This window comes from Paenibacillus sp. Y5S-9 (assembly GCF_036894235.1).
Classification (GTDB): Bacteria; Bacillota; Bacilli; order Paenibacillales; family Paenibacillaceae; genus Paenibacillus.
In genome coordinates this window covers 2,336,743-2,360,387 of the sequence record NZ_CP145887.1, presented here as the reverse complement: position 1 = coordinate 2,360,387, position 23,645 = coordinate 2,336,743, and the positions used below count along the sequence as shown (strand labels likewise).

25 protein-coding genes, 1 tRNA gene and 1 riboswitch are annotated in these 23,645 nt (G+C 45.8%); of the genes, 7 read left to right on the top strand and 19 right to left on the bottom strand.

Translation table 11 applies throughout. From position 1 onward, the window contains the following. Nucleotides 1–83 precede the first annotated feature (83 nt). A complete protein-coding gene (locus V6669_RS10610) occupies nucleotides 84–1,091 on the top strand; it encodes a hypothetical protein (protein ID WP_338593672.1) in 1,008 nt (335 codons plus the stop codon). Between the two features lie 158 nt (nucleotides 1,092–1,249). Here the strand turns inward: V6669_RS10610 and V6669_RS10605 are convergent, their stop codons facing one another. Continuing rightward, the gene (locus V6669_RS10605; protein WP_338593671.1) at nucleotides 1,250–1,468 is read right to left on the bottom strand and encodes a YqzE family protein; all 219 of its coding nucleotides are present in this window, start codon (nucleotides 1,466–1,468) and stop codon (nucleotides 1,250–1,252) included. Between the two features lie 194 nt (nucleotides 1,469–1,662). Here V6669_RS10605 and V6669_RS10600 point away from each other — a divergent pair, with 194 nt between their 5' ends. Continuing rightward, nucleotides 1,663–2,406 (top strand): N-acetylmuramoyl-L-alanine amidase, encoded by a 744-nt coding sequence (locus V6669_RS10600; RefSeq protein ID WP_338593670.1) that lies wholly within the window; start codon nucleotides 1,663–1,665, stop codon nucleotides 2,404–2,406. Here V6669_RS10600 and V6669_RS10595 read toward each other — a convergent pair. Beyond that, nucleotides 2,381–3,220: a divergent polysaccharide deacetylase family protein gene (locus tag V6669_RS10595; RefSeq protein WP_338593669.1), complete on the bottom strand. Its 840-nt coding sequence runs from the start codon at nucleotides 3,218–3,220 to the stop codon at nucleotides 2,381–2,383. The genes V6669_RS10600 and V6669_RS10595 overlap by 26 nt on opposite strands. A gap of 420 nt (nucleotides 3,221–3,640) precedes the next feature. Here V6669_RS10595 and V6669_RS10590 point away from each other — a divergent pair, with 420 nt between their 5' ends. Then, a complete protein-coding gene (locus V6669_RS10590) occupies nucleotides 3,641–5,326 on the top strand; it encodes a carbohydrate-binding protein (protein WP_338593667.1) in 1,686 nt (561 codons plus the stop codon). A gap of 144 nt (nucleotides 5,327–5,470) precedes the next feature. Here V6669_RS10590 and V6669_RS10585 read toward each other — a convergent pair. Together V6669_RS10585 and pelA are read right to left on the bottom strand one after the other, a co-directional pair. Then, nucleotides 5,471–5,555: transfer RNA gene (locus tag V6669_RS10585), tRNA-Leu, on the bottom strand. 136 nt (nucleotides 5,556–5,691) lie between these two features. Continuing rightward, nucleotides 5,692–6,657, bottom strand: a complete 966-nt coding sequence (pelA, locus tag V6669_RS10580) for a pectate lyase (protein ID WP_338593665.1) — start codon at nucleotides 6,655–6,657, stop codon at nucleotides 5,692–5,694. Between the two features lie 419 nt (nucleotides 6,658–7,076). Beyond that, nucleotides 7,077–7,208, top strand: a riboswitch (cyclic di-AMP (ydaO/yuaA leader). A gap of 5 nt (nucleotides 7,209–7,213) precedes the next feature. Here pelA and V6669_RS10575 point away from each other — a divergent pair. Continuing rightward, complete coding sequence (locus tag V6669_RS10575; RefSeq protein WP_338593664.1) at nucleotides 7,214–7,678, top strand: C40 family peptidase; 465 nt, start codon at nucleotides 7,214–7,216, stop codon at nucleotides 7,676–7,678. Between the two features lie 72 nt (nucleotides 7,679–7,750). Here V6669_RS10575 and V6669_RS10570 read toward each other — a convergent pair whose 3' ends face one another. The 4 genes from V6669_RS10570 to V6669_RS10555 all read right to left on the bottom strand — a co-directional run bounded on the left by V6669_RS10570 (nucleotide 7,751) and on the right by V6669_RS10555 (nucleotide 9,568). Continuing rightward, nucleotides 7,751–8,080 carry a carboxymuconolactone decarboxylase family protein gene (locus tag V6669_RS10570; RefSeq protein WP_017689352.1) on the bottom strand — a complete coding sequence of 110 codons (330 nt, stop codon included), beginning with the start codon at nucleotides 8,078–8,080 and terminating at the stop codon, nucleotides 7,751–7,753. Between the two features lie 141 nt (nucleotides 8,081–8,221). Continuing rightward, nucleotides 8,222–8,440, bottom strand: coding sequence for a hypothetical protein (locus V6669_RS10565; RefSeq protein WP_307413871.1), 219 nt, complete (start codon nucleotides 8,438–8,440; stop codon nucleotides 8,222–8,224). 119 nt (nucleotides 8,441–8,559) lie between these two features. Beyond that, a complete protein-coding gene (locus V6669_RS10560; RefSeq protein ID WP_036609615.1) occupies nucleotides 8,560–8,889 on the bottom strand; it encodes a hypothetical protein in 330 nt (109 codons plus the stop codon). Nucleotides 8,890–8,986: 97 nt separating this feature from the next. After that, nucleotides 8,987–9,568: a xanthine phosphoribosyltransferase gene (locus tag V6669_RS10555; protein WP_036609617.1), complete on the bottom strand. Its 582-nt coding sequence runs from the start codon at nucleotides 9,566–9,568 to the stop codon at nucleotides 8,987–8,989. A 204-nt stretch (nucleotides 9,569–9,772) separates the two neighbouring features. On the opposite strand from V6669_RS10555, the gene V6669_RS10550 reads away from it, so the two are divergent. Continuing rightward, nucleotides 9,773–10,828 carry a hypothetical protein gene (locus tag V6669_RS10550; protein WP_338593654.1) on the top strand — a complete coding sequence of 352 codons (1,056 nt, stop codon included), beginning with the start codon at nucleotides 9,773–9,775 and terminating at the stop codon, nucleotides 10,826–10,828. Nucleotides 10,829–10,964: 136 nt separating this feature from the next. Here V6669_RS10550 and V6669_RS10545 read toward each other — a convergent pair whose 3' ends face one another. From V6669_RS10545 to V6669_RS10520, 6 genes are all read right to left on the bottom strand, one after another. Beyond that, entirely contained in the window at nucleotides 10,965–12,095 is a 1,131-nt protein-coding gene (locus V6669_RS10545; RefSeq protein ID WP_338593652.1) for a glycosyltransferase family 4 protein, read from the bottom strand. A gap of 261 nt (nucleotides 12,096–12,356) precedes the next feature. Next, on the bottom strand, nucleotides 12,357–12,905 hold the full coding sequence (locus V6669_RS10540) for a GNAT family N-acetyltransferase (RefSeq protein ID WP_338594896.1): 549 nt from the start codon (nucleotides 12,903–12,905) through the stop codon (nucleotides 12,357–12,359). 106 nt (nucleotides 12,906–13,011) lie between these two features. Next, on the bottom strand, nucleotides 13,012–14,052 hold the full coding sequence (locus tag V6669_RS10535; protein WP_338593650.1) for a hypothetical protein: 1,041 nt from the start codon (nucleotides 14,050–14,052) through the stop codon (nucleotides 13,012–13,014). Nucleotides 14,053–14,149: 97 nt separating this feature from the next. After that, the gene (locus V6669_RS10530; RefSeq protein ID WP_315936455.1) at nucleotides 14,150–14,953 is read right to left on the bottom strand and encodes a Cof-type HAD-IIB family hydrolase; all 804 of its coding nucleotides are present in this window, start codon (nucleotides 14,951–14,953) and stop codon (nucleotides 14,150–14,152) included. A 344-nt stretch (nucleotides 14,954–15,297) separates the two neighbouring features. Beyond that, nucleotides 15,298–16,044: a pseudouridine synthase gene (locus tag V6669_RS10525; protein WP_338593647.1), complete on the bottom strand. Its 747-nt coding sequence runs from the start codon at nucleotides 16,042–16,044 to the stop codon at nucleotides 15,298–15,300. Next, nucleotides 16,041–17,735, bottom strand: coding sequence for an RsmB/NOP family class I SAM-dependent RNA methyltransferase (locus V6669_RS10520; RefSeq protein WP_338593644.1), 1,695 nt, complete (start codon nucleotides 17,733–17,735; stop codon nucleotides 16,041–16,043). The genes V6669_RS10525 and V6669_RS10520 overlap by 4 nt, the downstream gene beginning before the upstream one ends. Before the next feature lie 221 nt (nucleotides 17,736–17,956). Here V6669_RS10520 and V6669_RS10515 point away from each other — a divergent pair, with 221 nt between their 5' ends. Beyond that, nucleotides 17,957–18,505: a thioredoxin family protein gene (locus tag V6669_RS10515; RefSeq protein ID WP_036609632.1), complete on the top strand. Its 549-nt coding sequence runs from the start codon at nucleotides 17,957–17,959 to the stop codon at nucleotides 18,503–18,505. Between the two features lie 218 nt (nucleotides 18,506–18,723). On the opposite strand, the gene V6669_RS10510 is transcribed toward V6669_RS10515, so the two are convergent. The 3 genes from V6669_RS10510 to V6669_RS10500 form a co-directional block, all read right to left on the bottom strand. Beyond that, a complete protein-coding gene (locus V6669_RS10510) occupies nucleotides 18,724–19,206 on the bottom strand; it encodes a DUF309 domain-containing protein (RefSeq protein ID WP_338593639.1) in 483 nt (160 codons plus the stop codon). Continuing rightward, nucleotides 19,193–20,008, bottom strand: a complete 816-nt coding sequence (locus V6669_RS10505) for a GTP pyrophosphokinase family protein (protein ID WP_091032183.1) — start codon at nucleotides 20,006–20,008, stop codon at nucleotides 19,193–19,195. The genes V6669_RS10510 and V6669_RS10505 overlap by 14 nt, the downstream gene beginning before the upstream one ends. A 134-nt stretch (nucleotides 20,009–20,142) precedes the next feature. Next, nucleotides 20,143–21,240 carry a quinone-dependent dihydroorotate dehydrogenase gene (locus V6669_RS10500; RefSeq protein WP_338593635.1) on the bottom strand — a complete coding sequence of 366 codons (1,098 nt, stop codon included), beginning with the start codon at nucleotides 21,238–21,240 and terminating at the stop codon, nucleotides 20,143–20,145. Nucleotides 21,241–21,493: 253 nt separating this feature from the next. Here V6669_RS10500 and V6669_RS10495 point away from each other — a divergent pair, with 253 nt between their 5' ends. After that, nucleotides 21,494–21,631, top strand: a complete 138-nt coding sequence (locus tag V6669_RS10495; RefSeq protein WP_017689367.1) for a hypothetical protein — start codon at nucleotides 21,494–21,496, stop codon at nucleotides 21,629–21,631. 42 nt (nucleotides 21,632–21,673) lie between these two features. Here V6669_RS10495 and V6669_RS10490 read toward each other — a convergent pair whose 3' ends face one another. Continuing rightward, the gene (locus tag V6669_RS10490; protein WP_338593632.1) at nucleotides 21,674–23,116 is read right to left on the bottom strand and encodes a L,D-transpeptidase family protein; all 1,443 of its coding nucleotides are present in this window, start codon (nucleotides 23,114–23,116) and stop codon (nucleotides 21,674–21,676) included. A gap of 219 nt (nucleotides 23,117–23,335) precedes the next feature. Beyond that, the gene (locus V6669_RS10485; protein WP_091032191.1) at nucleotides 23,336–23,578 is read right to left on the bottom strand and encodes a ferredoxin; all 243 of its coding nucleotides are present in this window, start codon (nucleotides 23,576–23,578) and stop codon (nucleotides 23,336–23,338) included. Nucleotides 23,579–23,645 lie beyond the last annotated feature (67 nt).

The window sequence follows — 23,645 nt, the reverse complement described above, 5'->3', positions numbered from 1 at the left end:
TGCGGCAACCTTTGCATAGCCTGTCCCCTAGAATGAAACTAGAACCCGCTCAGGTAACGGATAAATGAAAAGTAGGTGTAAATTTGAAACGATTCTTTCATACATGTTGGAACAACGCTCGGAAAACAACCTGTATAACCTTGGGCATACTCAGTTGTCTTGCCCTGTTCTCTTTTTGGTCGATAGCCAATGCAGAGGAACAAAAAACGTCTTCGCTATCCCCCGCATCATCAACAGAGTATAGCCCCGAACATCATGGCATTCAGAATGAAAAGCTAGCTCCCGCTGCTGTGCAACGGTTTGCAGAGCAACAAGCTGTTACACTTGGTACAGTGAACGGCGAAGCGCATTGGAAGAACGCCGATCTGGATTTCTACCCTCTGGGTCCAGGTACACATAGCTGGCTCGTACAAGCTGAGTTTGAAGGCAAACCTATCGGATATATGATTATTACAGTCACAGAGCAGGGTCAGATTGTGCTTAGTGAATATGGTCATGGAGAACAGTCACCATACAACAATGAACTTCTTGGACAAGCCTTGGATCGGCAACATGTGAACCTTGAGGCATTACTTGCTGGCGGAGGAGAGCTTCATCTTGGTTATGCTCTTCCCCTGCTGGCTTATTGGAAAGTGGAGCAACCTAACCATCCTGCACTTTATATTGATGCTACGAACGGAGATGTACTGCCGTCAGAGTTCCTAAACCTGCTGGAGGCTGATTCCAAAAAGAACTCTGCCAGCATAACTGATTTATCCACAACGCCATCTTTATCAGTCGATCCACTTCATCTCCGACCCGTCTTCAATCCGGCTGACAATCTGTTGTGGATTACCTCCAAGCCTGTTGCTGCCGACCGGGCACAAGATGTGATACAACACGGGGAGAATCAAGAGATTGTTTTCTCAGCGGATGATCGGAACGTCGTATACGGCGGTCCTCTACCCGTTAGCGGTTATCAGCTGTGGCACACAGATCAGGAAGCAGAGTCCATTCTATATGTAGCGTTAGGCGGAAAATCATCCATTCAACGCTTTGTCCCTTTGAGCACATTGCAGCAAGATGGCCATTTTTACATCGTAAATCCTTGATTATCAGCAAAATCTTAAGATTCAGTCAACTCACGTTAAAACTATAACTCTCCACAACAAATAAGACGCCTTCCCATGAAATAAAAAAGGGATTGCGTCTTTTGGTTTTACATTAGGGCGTGTCTTAAAACTCGCTGAGTGAAGTAGGTGAGCGATCGTTACCCTTTGCCCGAAGAACTTCGTTTATGAGACTGGGTGTCCAATTCTTTTTCCTTTTTCCCCACCCACAGAGATACAGCAAACGGAATCATGCCAAACCACTTCATCGCCCATGGTTCTTTCCTTTTGGTGCGACCTTTCCGCTCATTCTTCGGCGTATCAATATAATGAACAACACGCTGCGTAATGTATTTAACCAACTCATCACTTTTGGCCATAATATTGCCTCCTTCGCTCCTGCATATTCGCGGAGCTTACGATAGTTCTATTGTGTGCAGGAAGTGTACTGGTTAAACATTTTTTTATTGAAAGAAGTATGAAAACCTTCAGAATGCACAGTCTAATGCCAAAGGTATCCATAGAGTCATTAATCTGCATTCGATACCTATTTCATGAAGGAGTGTGTATTCCCATGTATAAGCTGCTGACCGCTTCGGTAGCCTTGCTACTAAGCTTCCATTGCCTACCCATGCTGCCCCATGTCGCTTATGGAAAAGCAGCCCCGTCCCAGAACAGTCCATCCATGCTGCCGGTGACCGATGGAAATGCTTATCGCTCAAGTCATCATGCCTTTGCAGCACCCGTTATCCTGCTCGATGTAGGCCATGGCGGTATTGACGGTGGTACATCAGCCCAAGGTGTGCTGGAAAAAGATATCAACCTGGCCATTAGCGAAAAGGTCTATCTCCTGCTTCGCAGCAAAGGTTATGCCGTTATCATCAATCGACTTGGTGATTATGCACTTAGTGATGAGAACCGCTGGCTGAACAGCCGCTCCCGTCATACCAGGGATCTTGCCCAACGTAAGAGCCTTAGCGAAGAAGTAAGTACAGATATTGTGGTCAGCATCCATGCGAACTGGAGTCCCCGATCGGCCGCACACGGCCCGGTGGTATTGCACCAGAAAGAAGGCAGGAGTTATTTGCTGGCCCAATCCATTCAGGACGCTATGAACAAGTTGTACGGAACGGAGCACGGGGTCGTATGGGGCAAGCCCTTTTATTTATTGAATTACGTGAAGCAACCTGCCGTCATCGTCGAAACCGGATTTTTGAGTAATGCGGCAGATCGAGCCAGAATGAGTGACCCCGCTGAGCAAAAACGAATCGCCCAATCTATTGCGAGCGGCATTATTTATTATCTGTCGGTAGTGTAGGAGCAGACTCCCATTGCCACACATCTCGAACTAGATCACCGATTCCTACAAATTGAACCTGATTTTGCAGACGGGAGACGGATTCACGAATCACTGCGGATGTGTTCATTCCCGTTTGACCGACATGACCAATGACAACACAGATATCCTTGTCGATTGCACGCTGAGCAGCCAAATCCATTTGCTTGCGAATGTGTTGTTTGGAGTTTTGATCATCCAGGAAAATGTCATTACCTACAGGTGGCATATTTTTGGATACGGCCAGTTCACCCACCACGGAGCGAAAGTTCGTACGGCTGTCTACAAAGAAGAGGCCCCTCTCCTTGCATACATCGAGCACAATTGACATGATGCGTTTGTCCGAAGTAATTTTGGAACCCATATGATTGTTCATGCCAATTGCGTGGGGCACATCATCAATCGCTTTCTCCACTCGTGAGCGGACTTCTTCATCTGTTAGATTGGATGTGATTGCACCCGGGCCCAGCCATTCAGGTCGTCCTTTCTTGGGTTCCATGGGCATGTGCACAATCACATCCATCCCCTTTTCATATGCAGCCATCGCATCTTTCTTCGTTGTTGGCAAAAAAGGCATGACCGCTACCGTTAGTTTAACTGGCATCGCCAAGATCTCTGCCGTACCCTTCATGTCATTACCAACATCATCGATGATAATCGCTAACCGTTTGTGATTCGATGTAGACTCTGAAGCTGCCGCTGTAGGCCCTCCTGCCGATATGTCTGCGTAAAACACAATCAAAAATGCCATGATACCTGCAATGAATCGATAAATCTTTCTCTGTACCTTCATCATGATTCCCTCCCCGTAACTTCTGTGATCTCATTGTTTGATAATGAAGGGAGGAATATGTAAGCCAAAGCCTTCCTTAATAAAAATATCCCCGCCATTGGAGACCTGTATCTCAAGCGAAGCCCCCCTCCCATCATTCCAGTTTTCCTTTTGCATTCAGACAAGAACTGTCATTGAATAGTTAGAAAATAGAGATTAATTAGAAAAAATACTGTAATTTGTCAGGTTTTCAGTTTAGGAATTATTTAGTAGAATCAACAAATGAAAGAGGTTCTATGCTTCATTTCTATCCTATGATTTATGGAAGGAGGTTTTGAAAGGGTTTACATAAAATAAATGCCAGTCAATCCGCTATTCTTGTTTGTTTTCCTGGTCGCGGTTTCTCTATGTAACCATTTACCATTATCGAGGAGGATGAAAGTAGTGAAATTCAAATTCAAAAAGACGATCAATGTTTTATTGGCCTGCTTAACAGCTCTGCCCCTCATGTTAAGTCCTACACAAGTTTCGGCGGCAAGTGATGCCAACATTAATTTGTCCTCAGAAAAACAACTGATCAAGGGCTTTGGGGGCATTAACCTTCCTGCCTGGATTGGTGATCTGACTCCCGCTCAACGTGAAACTGCTTTCGGTAATGACCAGAATCAGTTAGGCTTTTCAATTCTCAGGATCTACGTCGATCCAGATTCTAATAACTGGTATCGTGAAGTTGCCACAGCCAAACGGGCTATTGAAAAAGGGGCTATCGTATTCGCATCCCCATGGAATCCTCCAAGCAGCATGGTTGAAACATTCAACCGCAATGGGGACACCAATGCCAAACGTCTGAAATACGACAAATATGCCGCATATGCGCAACATCTGAACGACTTTGTAACCTACATGAAAAATAACGGCGTAGATCTGTATGCCATTTCTGTGCAAAATGAACCGGATTATGCTCATGACTGGACCTGGTGGACTCCACAAGAGATCCTTCGCTTCATGAAAGAAAATGCCGGGTCCATTCAAGGTACCAAAGTCATGGCGCCTGAATCCTTCCAGTATTTAAAGAATATATCCGACCCAATCCTGAATGATCCGCAGGCACTTGCCAACATGGACATACTGGGAGCGCATACGTATGGAACACAGATTTCGAATTTTGCCTACCCTCTCTTTAAGCAAAAAGGAGCCGGTAAAGAACTGTGGATGACTGAGGTGTACGTTCCGAATAGTGACAACAACTCAGCAGACCGCTGGCCTGAAGCATTGGACGTTTCCTATCACATGCACAATGCCATGGTAGAAGGTGATTTCCAGGCCTATGTGTGGTGGTACATCCGCAGACAGTATGGTCCGATGAAAGAGGACGGTACCATAAGCAAACGCGGATATAATATGGCTCATTTCTCCAAATTCGTGCGTCCAGGCTACCTGCGAGTCGACGCAACGAAAAATCCGGATACGAACACCTTTGTCTCAGCCTACAAAGGTGATAACAAAGTTGTCGTCGTGGCGATTAACCGTGGAACTTCAGCCACAAGCCAAAAATTCGTTCTGCAGAATGGTAATGCCTCCACTGTGTCCTCATGGATTACGGACAGCAGTCGAAACCTGGCAAGCGGAACCCCGCTTACCGTATCCAATGGAGCCTTCACAGCACAGCTCCCGCCTCAGAGCGTAACAACATTTGTTGCCAACATTACTGGCGGAAATAGCGGCGGGAATACAGGCAGTGGCACTACGTATGAAGCTGAGACCGGAACATCACTTACGGAAGCTGCCATTGAAACAATCTACCCCGGTTACACTGGCTCCGGGTATGTTAACTTCAATGCGATGACTGGTTCAGCCATTCAATGGAACGGCATTAATAATGCTACAACAGGTACCAAAAACGTAAAGTTTCGTTATGCGCTGGAAAGTGGAACACGGAACCTCGACATTTTTGTGAACGGAACCAAAGTTATCAGCAACGAGCCCTTTCCGGCTACGGGAAGCTGGTCCACTTGGGTTGAAAAAACAATACAGGTCCCCATGAACACGGGGACCAATACATTGAAAGTGGTTACCACCGGATCGGAAGGACCGAATATTGACAGCATTAATGTTACCGCAGCGCAATAAACGTTCCTTAGGGCTGATGGAAGACATTTGCTGTACATGCAGCTAAGCACTAACCTCTTGGATACTCAAGTCTAAAGTTAGTGTTATATCAAAAAATGCAAAAAAAACTCCTTAAGCGTTAGCTTAAGGAGTTTTTTTGTTAGATGCGGTCGAGAGGACTCGAACCTCCACGGGGGGTTAGCCCACACGGACCTGAACCGTGCGCGTCTGCCAATTCCGCCACGACCGCATATTGTATCTCCGCCATCAATATCGGCGACAAGAAATAATATATCATGCGGAATCTATCATGTCAACACTGAAAATAATAACAATAAAACCCGAACCAGACGTAGATAGATTCGGGCTTTACCTTTAACTACAAATTAAAGCTTGGAAGGCCAGTTGCCATACCATGCATAACCGCCTCTTCTTTCTTTATCAATATCACTTAATTTGTATTTAACTACCCCGTCGCGACCAATAAAGATTGGTTTATCTGTTCCGATCTCATAGAAGCGTGCCCAAATTGGTGCAGCTTTGGAATCAGCGATAATTTTACTATCTCCATTAGCTCTTTCATACTTGTAACCCGTAATTTTCACCTTGTTAAACCAAGCCTCCGCTCCTTTAATGGATGCTGTGATTTTAGAGTTAGCAGGTCTCGTTTTCAGGAATTTAACGATTGTTACACTTTCTCCAGCTGTCAGCGATGGCACTTCGTAGATTCTTGCGCTCGCTGGTTTAAGGGAACTGGAATCATGTTGTTGTCCCCATGCTGTCAGCTTACCACCTGAAACGACTTGTGTATTCAGAATCGCCTCCACACCTTTGGCAACTGAATTTTTACTGCGGTTAGCAAGTGTGCTGTCGATAAACGAGAAATCACCTTTGCGTGTCGCTACTTCATCGAGCATGATCATTACATTAATCATGGCATCATCATTGTAGGTAATATGTTTGTGATATCCGGAGCTTTGGTAGACTTGTGGCCATCCGCCGTTTGAATACTGCATGTTGATCAAAAAGTTAATTCCTTTGATTGCAGCTGTGGAGTATCGCGGATCATTCGTCTTTTTGAATTCCTTCGCCAATCTTCTAATTTCTGAGTATGTAGCCTTGTTGTCTATCGTGGACTTCGCCCACTCTCCACTTGTCTGTTTATAATCTTTTCTCCAACCTCCATCCGGCAGCTGGTTCTTCAAAATATCAGAAATACTCGCTGTAGTACCCGATGCATCCGCAGCAGATACCGTCCCTACAGGGAGAACTGCCATTCCAACTGCTGAGAACACCACCATCGTACATGCCAGGACAAAAGTAATTATTTTCTTCGCTTTCAAATGTAACACTCTCCTATGTTCGTTTTTATAAATCTGCCACTTCTACTTTACCTATGATAAGCTTCCACAAACCTCCTTTATTTGTATTTATCGCATAATAAAATCAATTTTAATCCAATATGTGGATTGGATACTCAGATAATATGCAAAAAATCGATTTTTGTCAATATATGCAACTTAATGAATATAATATCTCTAATTCTACATAACGGAATAGTTCTTTTAACTCATGACAAACCTATTTATTTATCCAAATTCGTCTTAAGCGAATCAATAATGACGTTTTTGTCATGAATGATACCCAAACTTGATCCCTTCTTTCATATAAAAACCTTAATTCCGCTAACATTGAGGTATTACGAAGGGTTTTAAATGGGTTTGACAATTACGCATTTATGCAATATAGTTTCAAATAGTTACAAAAACTTAATTATTCATTGCCGAGTTTCATGTTTGAAAACGGGGGAACCAATTTGGGTGAATTATTCTTATACATAGGAAATATAGGGAACCTTCTACCGAACCCTTAGCTAACTCCGTAGGCATCGAAGGGAGAACATTGATTTTGAAAAAACTGATTATCTCCATTTTTGGAGCAGCTGTATTATTTACATCCGGGGCAACAAGCACAGAGGCAAGCAGTATCAACTCCGTAGTGAACAACATGACAGGTATTCCTTACAAATGGGGTGGCACGACTGTAGCCGGCTTTGACTGTTCTGGTTTTATGAAATATCTTTTCAACAAATACAGCATTGAATTGCCACGTACTTCTCAGCAGCAAGCCAAAGCAGGTACTCCGGTAGCCAAAAGCAATGTTCGGACAGGTGATCTGGTGTTCTTTAATACAACAGGCAAAGGCATTTCACATACAGGTGTATATATCGGCGGCGGACAATTCGCTCATGCCTCCAGCAGTAAAGGTGTAAGCATCACAAAGTTATCGAATCCATACTTCAATGACCGCTATGTAACAGCACGTCGGGTAACTGGACAGTTTATGTATGATAAAATGTTAGGAAAAATGTGATTCACATACAAAAAGGCATCGGTTATTAACCGGATGCCTTTTTTGTGCTTAAAATGTATGTTTCATTGCTTACTAATGCAGCGCCTTCTGCACTCGCATCGCGCCCTGAGACAGAGCATGTCCGCCTCCTACAGCTCCGGCCACGGCTACGGTCTCCATGATCTCCTGATCTGTAGCGCCCTTGGCACGGGCTTCTTCTACATGGTAGAAAGTACATACCTCATTGTTGGCAAACAATCCAATGCCGAGCGCAATGAGCTGTTTTGTCTTGGCATCAATCACGCCAGGTTGGAAACATTCTCCCGTAAACTCATGATATGACTTCACCACACCTGGCAGTACATCGCTTAATGCTCCAATCTGATCCTTGTAGGCATGAACTTTATCATTCATCAATGTCATGGCTTGTAGCACACCCTCTCGGCTATAGTTACAGATCTTCCTCACTGTACCTATCTTCTCTCCCGAGTGAGTCAATTATGCCAACAAATCATGGTAATTCCAAACATTTAACGCTCATGGCTCTGCCATAATTATAAACTGTTACTCACTAAGTGGACTCTGGCGCGGCTCGCTAAACAGCTGATATCGGTAACCGCGATCCAGCTTGACGACACGTCGATTCTGACGACGGATAAGTACCTGCTCGCCATCCCAGGCAACAACAATCCCGGTTACATCGTTAGATTCCAGCTCGTCCCGTACTACTCTTACTTTCTCACCTGACAGACGCAGGGCGTCCAGTTCTGTATCACTGATCATCTTCATGGCTCCTATATTCCAAATTTATTTACAAAAAGAGACCTAAATGAAATGTCATTTAGGTCTCACGTGACTGTATTGGACTGTCATGTCATTCGAAATTATGTCCCGACTGAAAGTTACCGCTGCGCGTGCTCTTTGCTGTCGTTCTTCTCGAACCAAAAATCAAGCACTTTGGCGGACATCACACGTTCTTCAAGGTACTCCACTTGATGCGGTGTAAATTGTTCTTTCCAAGAGAAGGACAACTCTTCGCACAAGCCTACAATCGTCAGTAATTCTGACCAGGCAACATAGCGTTTGTACCAGAAAAATTGAGGATGTTCAATCATATAGGGATAAAGGTCATCGAATTCCGTATGTTTACAATCCAGGGCACGTTCAAAATGAACTTTCGATTCCGCCAGCTTATCATTAAAAAATTGTTCTGTTGCCGGTTGGTTCCCCATGGTGTTGCCTCCTCTCCCTAACATAACCCCATTATAAATGAAATCCGCGGTCATGCAAAGGCATAGTTCAAAAAATAGGCCCTATTCCTTTAAAATGTCACATTTCGTTATCGTCAAATTGTACCGTACCATCGTTCAGGGAACGAATGCGTACCAAGGCTTCCACCGGAATACCCTGTTCACGAATCGTTCGTGCCCCTGCCTGGAAACTTTTCTCGACCACAACGCCGAATCCGACGAGTTCCGCACCGGAACGCTCGATAATTTTGATGACGCCACGAGCGGCATCTCCATTGGCAATGATATCATCAATGAACAAAATACGGTCATTCTCATGAATGAACTCACGGGATACCATAATGTCAGTTACAATTCCTTTGGTAAAGGACGGTACGCGTTCACAGTAAGCATCAGGATCAGCCAGAAGTGTTTTTTTGCGACGGGCGAATACAAGGGGCACCCCAAGTTCATAGGCTGCGGCAAAAGCAACCGGAATCCCTGAGGATTCTACCGTGATTACCCGAGTCACTCCACTTTCACGAAAACGGGCAGCGAACTCACGTCCCATCTCCATCGTTAATGCAGGATCAATCTGGTGGTTCAACAGACCATCCAGCTTTAATACTTGATCCGAGATAACCACACCTTCTTGTAAAATTCGTTGTTTCAATAATTCCATGATTTGACCTCCCAAGCCTATCCTATGAGGTAAAAGTATCATATATCTATCTATAAGTTCAAGCGAAATTGCCTGGGCGCTGTCCTTGAGACGCAATTCAAGCCAAAGCTCATTATCGATTGTCATGACTTTCGTGGGTCAAGCATACCTTGTACCATGGTACCCGCATGTCCAAACTATACAGGGGCCTGAGAGGGGAAACACATGAAACAGGCATTTCGGGTGCTGCAGATCGCATTTACATACATCGGAACGGTTGTCGGAGCCGGCTTCGCTACAGGGCAGGAAATTTTGCAGTTTTTTACCCAGTATGGCAAATGGGCCACCATCACCATAGGCTTATCCACCATGCTCTTTGTCTGGTTAGGTACCAAAATGATGCTGATCGCTCACGATACCGGGTCCCGCTCTTATGAGGATCTGAACAAACATTTATTCGGCCACAAGGCGGGAAAATGGATCACCTGGGTGACCCTTCTCATTCTCATTGGCGTGAACAGTGTCATGCTTGCCGGAGCAGGTTCCGTTTTTGTCGAACATCTGGGTTTGCATTATCAGACAGGTCTGATCGTCACACTTGTAGGGACATATCTGCTTCTCGGTCGAGGCATTCAGGCCATCCTACAAATGAATAGCATAGTCGTGCCCATGATGCTCCTGTTATCTCTGCTCATGATCACCAGTACCATCCATCATCCAGGCGCTTCCCGATTCATCACACTGACGACAGACTCAAACCCTGTTCAAGTGTGGCTGTCTCCATTGTTGTATACTTCATTCAATCTGGTGTTGGCTCAAGCTGTTCTTGTGCCTGTAGGTAACCAGATTCGTAGTCGGAGTGTGCTGAAATGGGGCGGAGTATTGGGTGGAATTGGTGTTGGTTTCATGCTGATGGCAGCTCATTTTGCCATGTCAGCTCAGATGCCCGGCATCATTCAATTCGAAATCCCGATGGGTAGCATTGCCTTTCAACTTGGATGGGCAGTGCAATCTGTATATGTATCCCTTATTTTCATGGAAATATTCAGTACCTTTGTAGCCGATATCTATGGAATGACCTTGCAACTGAGACAACATATACGCGTTCACCCCCGTTTCATTACATTAACCATTATGCTGTTGTGTTACTCACTCAGTCAGTTTGGATTCAGTTCCCTGCTGTCCATCCTTTACCCCATCTTTGGAAGTATGGCATTAATCTGGGCTGCCAAATTGGTACTGAACCGCTGGGGCACCTTTCGTAAACGCAACAATATATAAAATCTCACGGTCCATGTACTTCATGAATATGAGCATCCGTTTGCCTTATAACCACAAGTCACCGCGGGTACTCTTTCGTTAAACATGACAAAAAGCCGCTGTTTATCACAGCGGCTCGCACTTTTTGCTCTACGTTTTAGGCTTGGCTAGGAAACTGTAGATACATCTTTTTCAACTCATTGACCGATCTGCCGAGCGAGTAATGTGTCTTGGCTTTTTCACACGCTGAACGGGCAAGTTCATAACGATAAGCCGGGTCCAGCATCACCTTTTCAAGCGCTTCAGCCAGTGCAGAAGGATCTTCTACCGGTACAAGCAACCCATTGCTGCCGTTCTCGATCTGTTCCGGTATACCACCTACATCCGTACCCACAAGGGCAAGACAACTCAGCGCCGCTTCAGCGAAGACGGAACCAAATGCTTCTGCCCGTGAAGGAAGTACAAAAATATCAAAGAATGGCATGAATTCCTCAGGGTGCAGTGTGTAACCATAGAAAATGGTCTCATTATAGATGCCCAATCGCTGCGCCAATTCTTCCAAATCAGGACGAATTGGTCCATCTCCAATAATATGTAACACATAATCATGACCTCGGCCCTTCAGTTCCGCACAGGCTTTAAAAAGAATATCCAACCCTTTTGCCGGAACAAGCCGACACACCGTGACCAGCTGTGGTATCGCATTATCATGAGGAATCGGCTTAAACCGCTTCTCATCAAATCCATTGGGAATCACACCGATGACATCAGGTTCCTTCACGTAGGGAGCCAGATAACGACGGAACGAATCCGACACCGTCAAGAGACGCTCTGCCTGGTGTTCCAGCTCACCATATATCGCAAGCAGGAATCGATGCTCCGGTCCATCCGTTTCAATGCGTCCATTAAGGATTAATTCTCGTTCATAACTGGAGTGAATCGTCTGAATGAGGGGTGTATCCGGGAAAACCGTTTTCATCGCAAGTCCTGCAATTGGGTGGTGTGCATGGATCAGATCATAGGGCTTCTGAATACGCAGTTTGGTCCACCATAGATAATCACGATAGGTTTGAATATATTTTTGGACAACAGGACTATCCTGATATTCCGTCCAGTCAAACGTTTCGAACTGAACTTCCTCTCTGCCCTTGTTGCGAATTCGCTTTGGCAACGAGAACAGATCCATTTCCCACCTCGGGGTTGTAAATCTCTCTTGCATATACGGAATCATAGAGGATACACCTCCGGGCTGCTCCGGAGGAAAGAAAAGCGCCTGCAGCAATTTCACCGTTAGTTTCCCCCTTTCTAACTTACGTACTGATCTACTATCCATTATGACATAGGGAAGCCGGAACATCTATATTACGTTAGATAGTGCAAACTTTTGGCTATTTAAACCGCTCAATCAAAGCTAAACTGACCAAGCCATGGTTCACCCACTCGTATATACAACATATTCATGAAACGTTCACCTCAGAAGCAAAAGCTTTAATTCAGCAGTTAACCGCTCGCGTTTGTTGTCATCATATTCATTGGGTAGTCAGAATTCTCAGCTCAGTAGCTCCACGGGCTTCTCATATGTACTGTAACCATCGGTCTCTCCCAAAAAAGTATATCCGTTCCGCGCGTAAAAGGCGTTCAACGTAGCATTGCTCGCTCCGCAATCTAACCGAACAGTATGTTTGCCTTCAAAATGTATGCCACTGCTAGACCATTGCAAAATGGACCGTCCCAGACCGCTCTGAGCATATTTTCTTCGAATCGCTAGCCGATGCAGATAAATTGCACCATCCTCGGCATGAGCTTTTGAACCCCAAAGATGAATATCCCAAGGGCTTGGCTGAACCAAAAGGATGACCATCCCCGCTACGTCCGCTCCTTTTTTAAATACAAACACATCCCCACGCCGAATCGCCCCTGCCGTATCATGTGAATCTTCACCTTTAAGCAAAGCATTCCATTGGGAAGAACCTTGGCTTTGTAACCATTCGGCTGTCTCCACCAGCAGGGACATCACATCCTCCGTGTCTTCCGGCTTCGCCTGAACCGCTTGAAAACCATCGTTAATATATTCGCTACTAATCTTGAATGAGTGCATCATTGTTCTCCTCCGCTTCCTGATCTCTTTTAAACTAATGGTACTATACCGGGAAATGGATTTTTCGTCAAAATAAGAACAAAAAAAGGTAAAAGGCAGCTGCCTTTTACCCATCTATTCTGGCTTCATCAATAATCTGATTTCGATACAACATCGTAAGGTGCAGAGTATCAAACTCCATTTCCTTGTCCAACTCCTGCATCAACACTTCCACCAGGCTCTTTCGCTGAATACTGGTACCAGGAACCTCGTAATCAATGTATCCCGTCAGATCGGAATGAGAAGTGTCTATTGTTGCTATTCCCACAGGCAATCCACCTCGTTCCTGAAGAAACAGCTCATATACCCGGAACTCCCGATCCTTACGCTTCAACATGACATAACATGTTTCTTCAGCAGCTTCCAGCTCGTCCAGATCCGATTCATCGGTATCCTCCAAATCCTCGGAGAAATCGCGATGTACCCACTCTAGCGTCTCAAGTTCGTTGCCCTGATGCCACATGCGAATCGTAATCGTATCGATGACATCTTCATCCAGCTCTCTGACCAGCAACTCTGCCGCAGCTTCCAATTGATTCTCTTCCGGCTCGTCATACCAGTGTATTTCACCTTGTACATCAGCGCCATATTGTTTTAAGGAAGCTTCTGCTAGTTCCTGCCCTTCTACATCATTGAAAATATACGTCGATATGCTGCGTCCTGCGCTTACCATTTCCATCTCCAGAACCTGATCCCGATCTTCATATGTAAACGATTCGGCTTGTGAAACAGGGATTACCTTACTTCCACTGCTACCTATATCGTCATAGCTGCCTTCGTCATGATTCCTCTCTTCAGACGGCCACACTGTCTCTGACTCAGGCATATGCAGAACCGTATGTAATGAGCCACAACTAACCAGCACTTCATAATACGCAGCTTCCAACGCATCTGCAAGAGATCGAACATAGGCATGCACTTTTTCCACGATACGTTGCTCTGTATCATCTGGCAGAGACTCCTGCTCGATCTGAAGACTACCTGATAAACGATCTCCTTCTCTGTACACAAGGAAAAGTGAGCCTGCATATTGACCATTGACCATCACGTCTTGTACTTCTCCACCTGATGTCCGCAGGTCTGCAACCAATTCCACATCATATTTCATCACGCGTCCTCCTCCATTCCTAACGTTATTCTCTTAGGATGCCCCTGAGGACGGTAGATTATGAGGGAAGCGTGCATTTCAAATATTAGATGTAAGGTTAGACGGATAACACATATTTTTGGATCGCGTGTGCCACACCCTGCTCGTTATTCGAGAGTGTAACCTCGTCCGCAGCAGCTTTCACCTCGTCCGGTGAGTTATCCATGGCAATGCCTTTGCCCGCAAAGGTCAGCATCGTAATATCATTGAAGTAGTTACCAATCGCCATGATCTCCGAAGGCAAGATTCCCTTCGATTCGGCAAGCCTTTTAAGCGCAGCGCCTTTGGACGCTTCGGGATGCATCAGATCAATAAAAAAGTCACCACTCCGTGTCATATAATAAGGCAGATTCCAAGTAGACCATTCCTGAAGTACTGCATCCATCTGTTCGATCGGTCCAAATGCAGTGAATTTGGCCAGCGGTTCTGTCATATCAACCCACTTGGGTAACTTCAGTGGCTCGGCCATAAAGTTGTAATACATCTCACGCACCTGCAAACCCAAACCTTCCGGTTGATCCACATATAGACCAAATGCCGTATTGATGTCAAAATGTACTCCATTGGCTCGACAGTACGATATGATCGGCTCCAGTCCTTGTCCATCTAATGCAAAATGATGAACCACCTCACGGGTATCCACTTGCGCCGTTACGGCACCATTATGTGTAATCACATATCCATCCAGTCCCATCTGCTCCATAAAAGGAATCGTGTTGGCAGGACCTCTACCTGAACACAGGACAATCTCTGCTCCCTGACGGGAAGCTTGGATCAAGGTCTCCTGAGTCCATTCGGTTAGTTCATGATGATCATTCAGCAGTGTTCCATCTACATCAAGTGCAATTAATTTATAGGTCATTCTGGCTTCATCCTCATCTGTTAGTAGTCGCACCCACCCAACCCCTCCCTTCCGAGGGAGGGCCCCAGAGGGCTCTGCCCTCTGGACTCCCGTCTTGCGCAACGGTGTTAGGTCGGGTCTTGCTATGTCACGGTTGTCGTAGGAACGCTTGTTGCCGGGCACACCGCTGGTTAGCGGCGCTCCCGCCCAAGCTTAACCGGGACCATTACGGGCAAAGCTTCGCTTTCTGCCCGGCTCCCTGCTTCACTTCGTGAAGGTCGGGAGCTCTCTCGCCTTCGGCGTTAGTATCAGGGCTTCGCTTCCCTCCACAACTTCCTACTCCGCTTCGCGAAGGACGGGAGCTTTTACTTCCGCAGAAGGCTCAACTCGTCTGCGGTTAGTTCACGATAGCTTCCGATAGCAAGATCGGAAGCTAGTTCCAGCTCACCCATGGCTACGCGTTTCAGATAAATCACTCGCTTGCCTACCGCCTGAAACATACGTTTTACCTGGTGAAACTTCCCTTCGTGAATAATAAGCGAGATCGACGAAATCATGCCTTCTTCCGTTTTTTCCTGACCAAGTATAGTCAGTTCGGCCGGCAGCGTCTCGTATCCGTCATCCAATTGAATGCCCGCCTTGAAACGTTGCACATCCACTTCATCCACGTTTCCCAGAACACGGGCTTCATAGGTTTTGGGCACATGCTTGCGTGGAGATAACAGATCATGGGCAAGTGGACCGTCATTCGTAAGAATGAGCAGTCCCTCCGTATCCTTATCCAGTCGTCCCACAGGAAACGGATTGAAGACCCGATCCTCTTTGCGTAGCAGATCCAGTACCGTCTTATCTCTATTATCCTCGGTAGCAGACACAACACCCGGAGGTTTATGCAGCATCAGATAGATCATCTCCCGATACACAATCCGCTCTCCATCGGCTTCAATGACGTTGACCTCGGGATTCACCTGTACACCACTGTCTTTCACCGCTTTGCCGTCCACATGAATTCTGCCTTGTTTCACCATCTTTTTGAGTTCACTTCGTGTTCCTACACCCATATGACTTAATATTTTGTCCAGGCGCAGCGTTTGTTTGCCTTTTCCACTCATACCGATGTCCACCTCCAGCCTGCCGGATATTCATTCTTCAGTACACCATCCAGCCATTTTCCCCAGCCAGCAGCATAACCATCTACACATACAAGAACGTACCCTTTGGCAAACGTATCCGCCTTGAGCACCACTCGTTCTTCTTCAATATTTAACGTTTCACCCTTGAGGTACCTCACAGCCTCGCCATCAGCGGATGACAGATTTACGCTTCTCCGTGCTTCAGATGCATTTAGAGCACACGCAAGCGGGTGGGACGGAACAAATCGCCCATTCTTAATCGTGCCCATAAACCAGCCTGGACGAATGACTTTCAGTCCCTCCAACCGAGCTGCACCAACCGAGGATTGATACACACGATCTCCATAACATACCGTTTCTCCAGTTAACTCAATCTCCAATTGTTCTTTCACAAACTGAGTGTAGATCGCAACCGGATCAATACTTGCCGGATCAGCTCCACGTCCCTGACCCCGTTCCGATTTACGTCCGCCGTGATCTTTACCTTTTTTGCTCTGTTTACCCGAATTCTTGCCACCAGCCTGTCTGTCATGGGACTCTCGGGATTCAATTCGCAATAAACGTTCCTTTTTGCGATCAGCCTTGGTCATAGCAATTGAAGAAGCAGCAATAGAGTGATCCTTGTTCCCCTCTACTTCAATCCTGGACACATCCACGACCTGTCCATACTCCATTGCTCCTTCTTTAACTACTCCAGGTTGATCTGTTTCTAATTCTTGCCCTACACGATGCTGTAATACAGCGACATAATGTCCTTCCCCTTCCAAAAGGTGAGGCCACAATCTTGCGGTACCACGCGTTTGATCCAGCACAGCTTCCGTCTCATCGGCCTTCTCAGGCATCATCTGACGTACCCATTCCGGACGTCCTGGAGCGAACCCTGTCTCATCAGGAATGTCCATTACTACGAAATCATGGTTTACATTCAGGAACTCCGCAATCATCGCTTCATTTTCCTCCGGTGCAAAGGTACAGGTCGAGTATACAATCGTACCTCCCGGAGCCAGCAATCGTGCCGCAGTTTCAAGAATATCGCGCTGCATGAGTACACATTTTTCCACCGAATGATGTTCCCACGATTTCACCATGTCTTCATCCTTGCGGAACATACCTTCACCTGAACAAGGCGCATCGATTAATACTTTGTCAAAATAATGCGGAAATGCATTTGCGATCCGCTCTGGCGACTCATTCAAAACAACGGCGTTCCGCACCCCGTACAATTCCACGTTCTTGGCCAGTGCTTTTGTGCGTTCAGCATGGATATCGTTCGTCACAAGTACACCTTTGCCTTGCAGCTTTGCAGCAATCTGTGTTGTTTTCCCTCCCGGAGCAGCACACAGATCAAGCACGCGATCTCCAGGCTCCACCTGCAATAATTCAACTGGAGCCATTGCACTTGGTTCCTGTATATAATACAGGCCTGCATGATAATAAGGGTGCAGCCCCGGTTTAACACCATGAGGTACATAGAATCCTGTCTCACACCACGGAATAGGTCTTAGATCAAACGGAGCAATCTCATCGAATTGTTCCATCGATATTTTTAACGTATTCACTCTCAGTCCCGCATGGGGAGACTGTTCATACGATTTCATAAATTGTTCAAACTCATCACCCAGCAAACTTTTCATTCGCTCAGCAAATATCAAAGGTAACTTTACACCCATATTCCCACTCATCCTGTCTTGGTAAGATTGCAATATCGTTTTATTTTATCATATCCAAGCTTTGCTTTCCTATCATATCGTATCTATTCCACTACAGCGTGTAATGTAGTATAATGGCAAGTAGATTGATTCCTGAGCAAAAATTCGGGTGTTTATGCATATAATCCCAACCTTTATTTTTGCCCAAACTATATTTCGATATGATCGATGGGGGATGTCCAATGAAATCCAAGAAGAAAAAGAAAAGTGCTGCGATCCTTATATTCCTGGGTATTTTAATCATTATGATTGCAGCACTGGTTGTCGTAGACCAGCAATCCAAGAAACAGATGGATTCAGTGGAAAATGCTTATGGCATCGCTGCTTCCAAGCTTAATCCAGCTACACGGGAGCTACTGAGTGATCCCAACTATCAACAAATTATTGTACCCACTGATCTCAAAGCCAAAATCGATAACAAAGACAGCTTTTTTGTTTATTTCTTTGCTTCCGACTGCTCGCACTGCCGTGCAACAACACCTCAGTTGATGCCACTGGTTGACAGTGAAGGTATTGAGCTTCCGCAGTTCAATCTGCGTGAATTCGAAGCAGGATGGACCGATTACAATATCGAGTTCACGCCTACACTCGTCTATTATGAGGCTGGTGTCGAGAAAGACCGTATGGTTGGCGGACTGAAAGAGAATGGCAGTGATCAAGGCTACACACTGGATGATTACAAACAATTTTTCCAAAAATATAAAGGCAGTGCCGCTCCTTCGGCAAGCTAACTGCTAGATCCGTTTCCACAAGTATCTACAATCAGGTACTTGTATCACCAGACACAGTTCTGTTGAAGGACAGGCTGTGCCACCTGCAATCATCTGAATATGACGCAACATTCAAAAACACCCCGATCTTTCCCTTTACAGGAATCGTCGGGGTGTTTCATATACATGGAACTTCATATCCATGGGATGCTCATTTGGATGTTAACGCTGATTACGGCTTAACTTTTACCCTGATCCATCGCCTTCATCTTCTCTTCGTATATTCGCCCTCTGGTAGGACTCCGGCGTTGCGGAATATTAGGTTTTAGCTCAAGCGATCTTCTAGATATCTCTTGTTCTAAGACCTCATCAACAATTCGTATGGACAAATCCCTGTAAGTCACAGACTGAACATCTGATTGGGACAGTTCCTTCACGATTTCCTGTACATCCCGTACCAAATTCCCAAGGTCAATGCCCAGAATCGTAGCAGGATAAGGTTCCAGAAGATCAAGCGAGCTCTGTAACATCATCGTTCCTCCGCGGAGATTGCCATTCCTGAAGTGGTATAAACCAACCGCAATTTGCAACAACCCTTTATAGAGAGAATCCCGGTTACGTTCAAGCCACAATTCTTCCAGCACCTCATGGCACTCGAAATAATCCTGATCCCGATTGAAGTAGATTAAGTAGTCAATGTACAGTGGCTCATAGATGCTCATCCGGGTTTTCGCCCTTTCTGGCGTTGTTCAGAAGTTTCTTCACGTCATCGAGCAAGTCTTTGAGCCCTTCCATATCATGCCGTTCCCAGTAATCGTTAAATCGCTTCTGTGCTTCAATCGCTTCACTGACAAGGTGGTAGAAGTATAATTGATGAATGATATTCAATGTTCTTGACACGATATTGGAATCATCCTCAAATGCCTTCTGCGCCTCCAAAATCTGTAGACGAATTGCAGACATCTCATTATCCAGTACAAAAGCGGCCTCAGCTGTTTTTTTCAGCCTGGCTCGCATGTCATCCGGTAAGCTCTCCCGGAATTTGTAACTCAGAGAATGTTCAATGGTAGCCCAGAAATTCATGGCAAGTGTCCGGATCTGAATCTCGGCCAATACGATCTTTTGTCCCAGAGCCGTCTGAACGGGATACTCAATAATCATATGGAAGCTGCGATAACCGCTCTCTTTGAAATTCGTAATATAATCTTTCTCAATGAGTACCGTGAGATCCTTGCGGCCTCGAATGTATTCGGCAACCCGACGGATATCATCTACGAATTGGCACATGATACGGATACCTGCAATATCCTCAATGCCTGTCTCCACGTCATCAAGCGACACATTCAGTCGTCTGGATTTCTCCAGAATACTGGATATTTTTTTGACACGACCGGTAACGAATTCAATCGGGGCATACTCTTCCCGTTTTTTCAGCTCCGCCCGCATTGTCTTAAACTTGACTTTTAATTCCTCTACCGCTTGTTCATAAGGAAGTAAAAATGTACCCCAGTCTCTACCGTCCATGCTTATGCCTCCTGTCTCTATAGCGTCCCCTGTTCTATTCCATTATACATGATGTTTGGTGGGGGGAAGAGTCCCGAACCATTTTACGCTCTTCCATGCTTCTATATTTTCAATCCGGGGATCCACATTCCTTCTTAACGATGCTCCGCACCAACCGCTTCAGAGATATGACGATAACCGTCCTTGCGCAGTAACTCACGCAGTCCGGCATGAATACGCCGATTCACCTCAGGTCCTTCGTAGATTAATGCTGTATATATTTCGACCAGGCTTGCTCCGGCTTTAATTTTCTCGTATGCATCTTCACTTGTGAAAATGCCACCTGAACCGATGATCGGAAGTTTGCCTTCGGTCTGGCGATAGATCTGGCGAATAATCTCCGTAGAACGCTCACGTAGAGGTTTACCGCTCAGACCGCCAGTCTCTTTTGCATGTTGGTGGGAAAGTCCTGTACGACTGATGGTTGTGTTCGTTGCAATAATGCCAGCAACACCGCTGTCTGCAATTGTGCGAACCATATATTCAAGTTCCTGATCATTCACATCCGGTGCGATCTTCACCAGAACGGATTTGGCCGCTCCGCCCGCTCGTGCATGCTGCACGTTCATCTCGTTCATAACCGCAGCGAGCAGTTCCTTCAATTCATTCCCATGTTGCAGATTACGCAAATCCGGTGTATTTGGTGAACTGATATTAACCACGAACAGATCAGCATAATCGTATAGTGCCTGAATGCACTTCGAATAGTCCAAGTGAGCTTCCTCATTAGACGTTGCCTTATTCTTGCCGATGTTAACAGCCACTGGAATACGCCGATCCTGTAGACGTGAAAGTTCTCCTGCCATGGCTTCCGCACCAAGATTGTTGAAGCCCATTCGGTTCACCAAAGCCTCATCCGGAGGCAAACGGAACAGTCGTGGTTGATCGTTACCTGGTTGTGCAAGTGGTGTCACGGTTCCCACTTCCATGAATCCAAATCCGATGGAAGAAAAGCCCGTTACGGCCTGTCCGTTTTTGTCCAGACCCGCAGCCAGACCAACAGGTGTAGGGAAATGACACCCAAACATGTCAACAGCCAGATCAGACGTTTCACGAACGCCGTACATCACACGTAGTCCGGAAGGAACCGGACGGATGCTGCCCACGCCACTAAGGCCGCCAATAATCAGATGATGGGCCTGTTCAGGGTCCATTTTGAACAACAAAGGTTTAGCAAGACTTCTGTATAACAAATCACTCACTCCGTTCTGGTCCGGTACGCCAAAAAGCCGTTGTCCGTCTTTTCATATGTAAAAAACACTCTACACACAAGTCTATCTGTTTCTTATTAAAAAGGAAAGTAGTTTGGGCATAGACAGCACAAATCGAATAATACAAAATGCTCACAAGAAATCCACCCGCCCACTGGAAATGACGAGTTGAATTCTTTACAATGAGAGCATGGTTACTCTACACCAGTTCTATTCCAATAAGGAGGAATAACTCATGGCTCCCAAACGTAAACCACCTGCATTACAGCAAAAGAAAGAAGAAGTGAATCGCAAAGCCATTGCATGGACAGCAGCCAGTGTAGGCGGCTTGATCATCATCATTGGTGCTCTTATCATTATTGCCAACATGTAGATGATTCAGGCTGAATCCATCTGATTCTACATATCCAACAGATCAATTCAGCCAGTGATACGTTTTGTTCGGATTATTCTGCTTTGGAACAAGTGTATGCTGATAACGCTGCTTTGCTTCTGGAACAAGCGTCAGATCTGGCAGTACATCTTCTCCAATGCGTACCGGAGTGCCTTGCGGAGCAAGAGCGAATAACTCTTCTACATCTCCTGTACGCATTCTCACACATCCAAGGGACTCATCCAGTCCGATACTGTCTGGCTCGTTGGTCCCGTGGATGGCATAATTTGTACTCGAGAGTTGCATACCTCTGCTTCCAAACTCACCGTTCGAGCGCCCATTCGGATTGACCACTTTATCTGTGATGATAAATGAACCCTCCGGGGTTCGATCACCGCCAAGTCCCACATCATACATACGAACAATCGTATCCCCACTAATTAATGCAAGTTTATGTTTATCCTTATCAATGACAATCTCCAGCGGTTCCTGCAAAAAAGGCTGACCTCCCAGCGTATCTGCAAAAGCGGCATTTTTGCCTTGAGACGAATTCGAAGTCGTTGAACCATTCTCTTTACCACTTGAATCGTTCTTTCCTTCCTGTGCCTTTCCTTGATGCAAAGCTAACAGCTTCGGAAACATCTCGGTCATCCCTGGCGCAGTCTCGCCCAGAATATTATTCGGAAATGGCTGGGCCATTTGCGTTACACTCTTGGGCCAAGCGTCATTTTTTTTGCGATAGGCAACGATTGCACTTGATAATGATGCAGCCGCTTCCTGCTTGGCGGTCCACGCCATAGCCATCTTTTTGATTTTCGGCGTGACTTCAGGAGGTTCACAGTTACATTGCTTGGCATCATAACTCTGTGCAGTTAATTTACCTTTTGTATTGGTTTGTACTATGTATTTCACAGGCATATTTCGCTTCCATAAAGACCAGTCATCCGAGGTTTGCATACCCAGTACAGCAGAGGTCTCTACTTTTGGGCCAGACCCGGACCAGGCAGCTGCGAGCGCAGTCTCGCCATGGTTGCCTCCACCAAATGCCGCAGCAGTAAACACATTACTTGGTGGCGCGGATGCAGTCACAGCCTGTTTATCCGCTTCTATAGGCGCTTCGATGTCATCTGTGGATTCCAGTGCTGCTGACAGTGCGTCGGCCGCTTCACGACTGAACCCCGGAGCGTCCGCAGGTGGCAGACCTGCCAGCACAAGCAGCATGAACAACGTAAGCCACATTTTGCGTCTACGTTGTTTTTTCTCTTTTTGCTCAGACATCTCCACCAGTTTCTCCTGATAGTCTACCCAGATGTCAGCAGGAGCTTTACTGCGTTCAAATGCTTCGTAAACCTCGCCCGCTTGCTGAAAACAATAATTGGCTTTGGCCTCCTGTCCTTCGCCCAAATACTCCTTTCCAAGCAAGTACCAAGCCATTTTATTGTCGGGATGTTTCTTGACATATGTTCTTAGATGAGTATTTTGCATCCGATCCTCCACTATTTCGCCTTTTTCCGTATATCCATATATATCGGCATAACATGGCGTTGAATCCATAGGACTTGAGTACCCGGTGGAAAAAAGGGTTTTCGACAATAATCGTCCTTGATCCACAGGTCATAAGATCACAGTTAAATGAAAACAAAAAAAGCACCTTCCCTTGTCGTAAAGACAAAAGAAAGTGCTCTGTGTTCATGCAAGAAATACTTAACCCTCTTTATTAAAAGGCTCATCCGCTACTTTAATTGAATCTGTAGGGCAGCCATCGCATGCATCCTGCATATCGTCAAACAAGTCGTCTGGAATAGCTTTGATACCATGGTTAGCATCGCCGTCAAAGATAACTTCTGCCAAACCTTCATCATCGTAATCGTAGATGTCAGGAGCTGTTGCTCCACAAGCGCCACATGCGATGCATGTGTCTTTTTCAACCCAAGTATATTTACTCATTTACATTCTCTCCTCCTAAAATTCGAAACGTACAGTGTTTTTATCTAGAAACATATTAATACAAAGT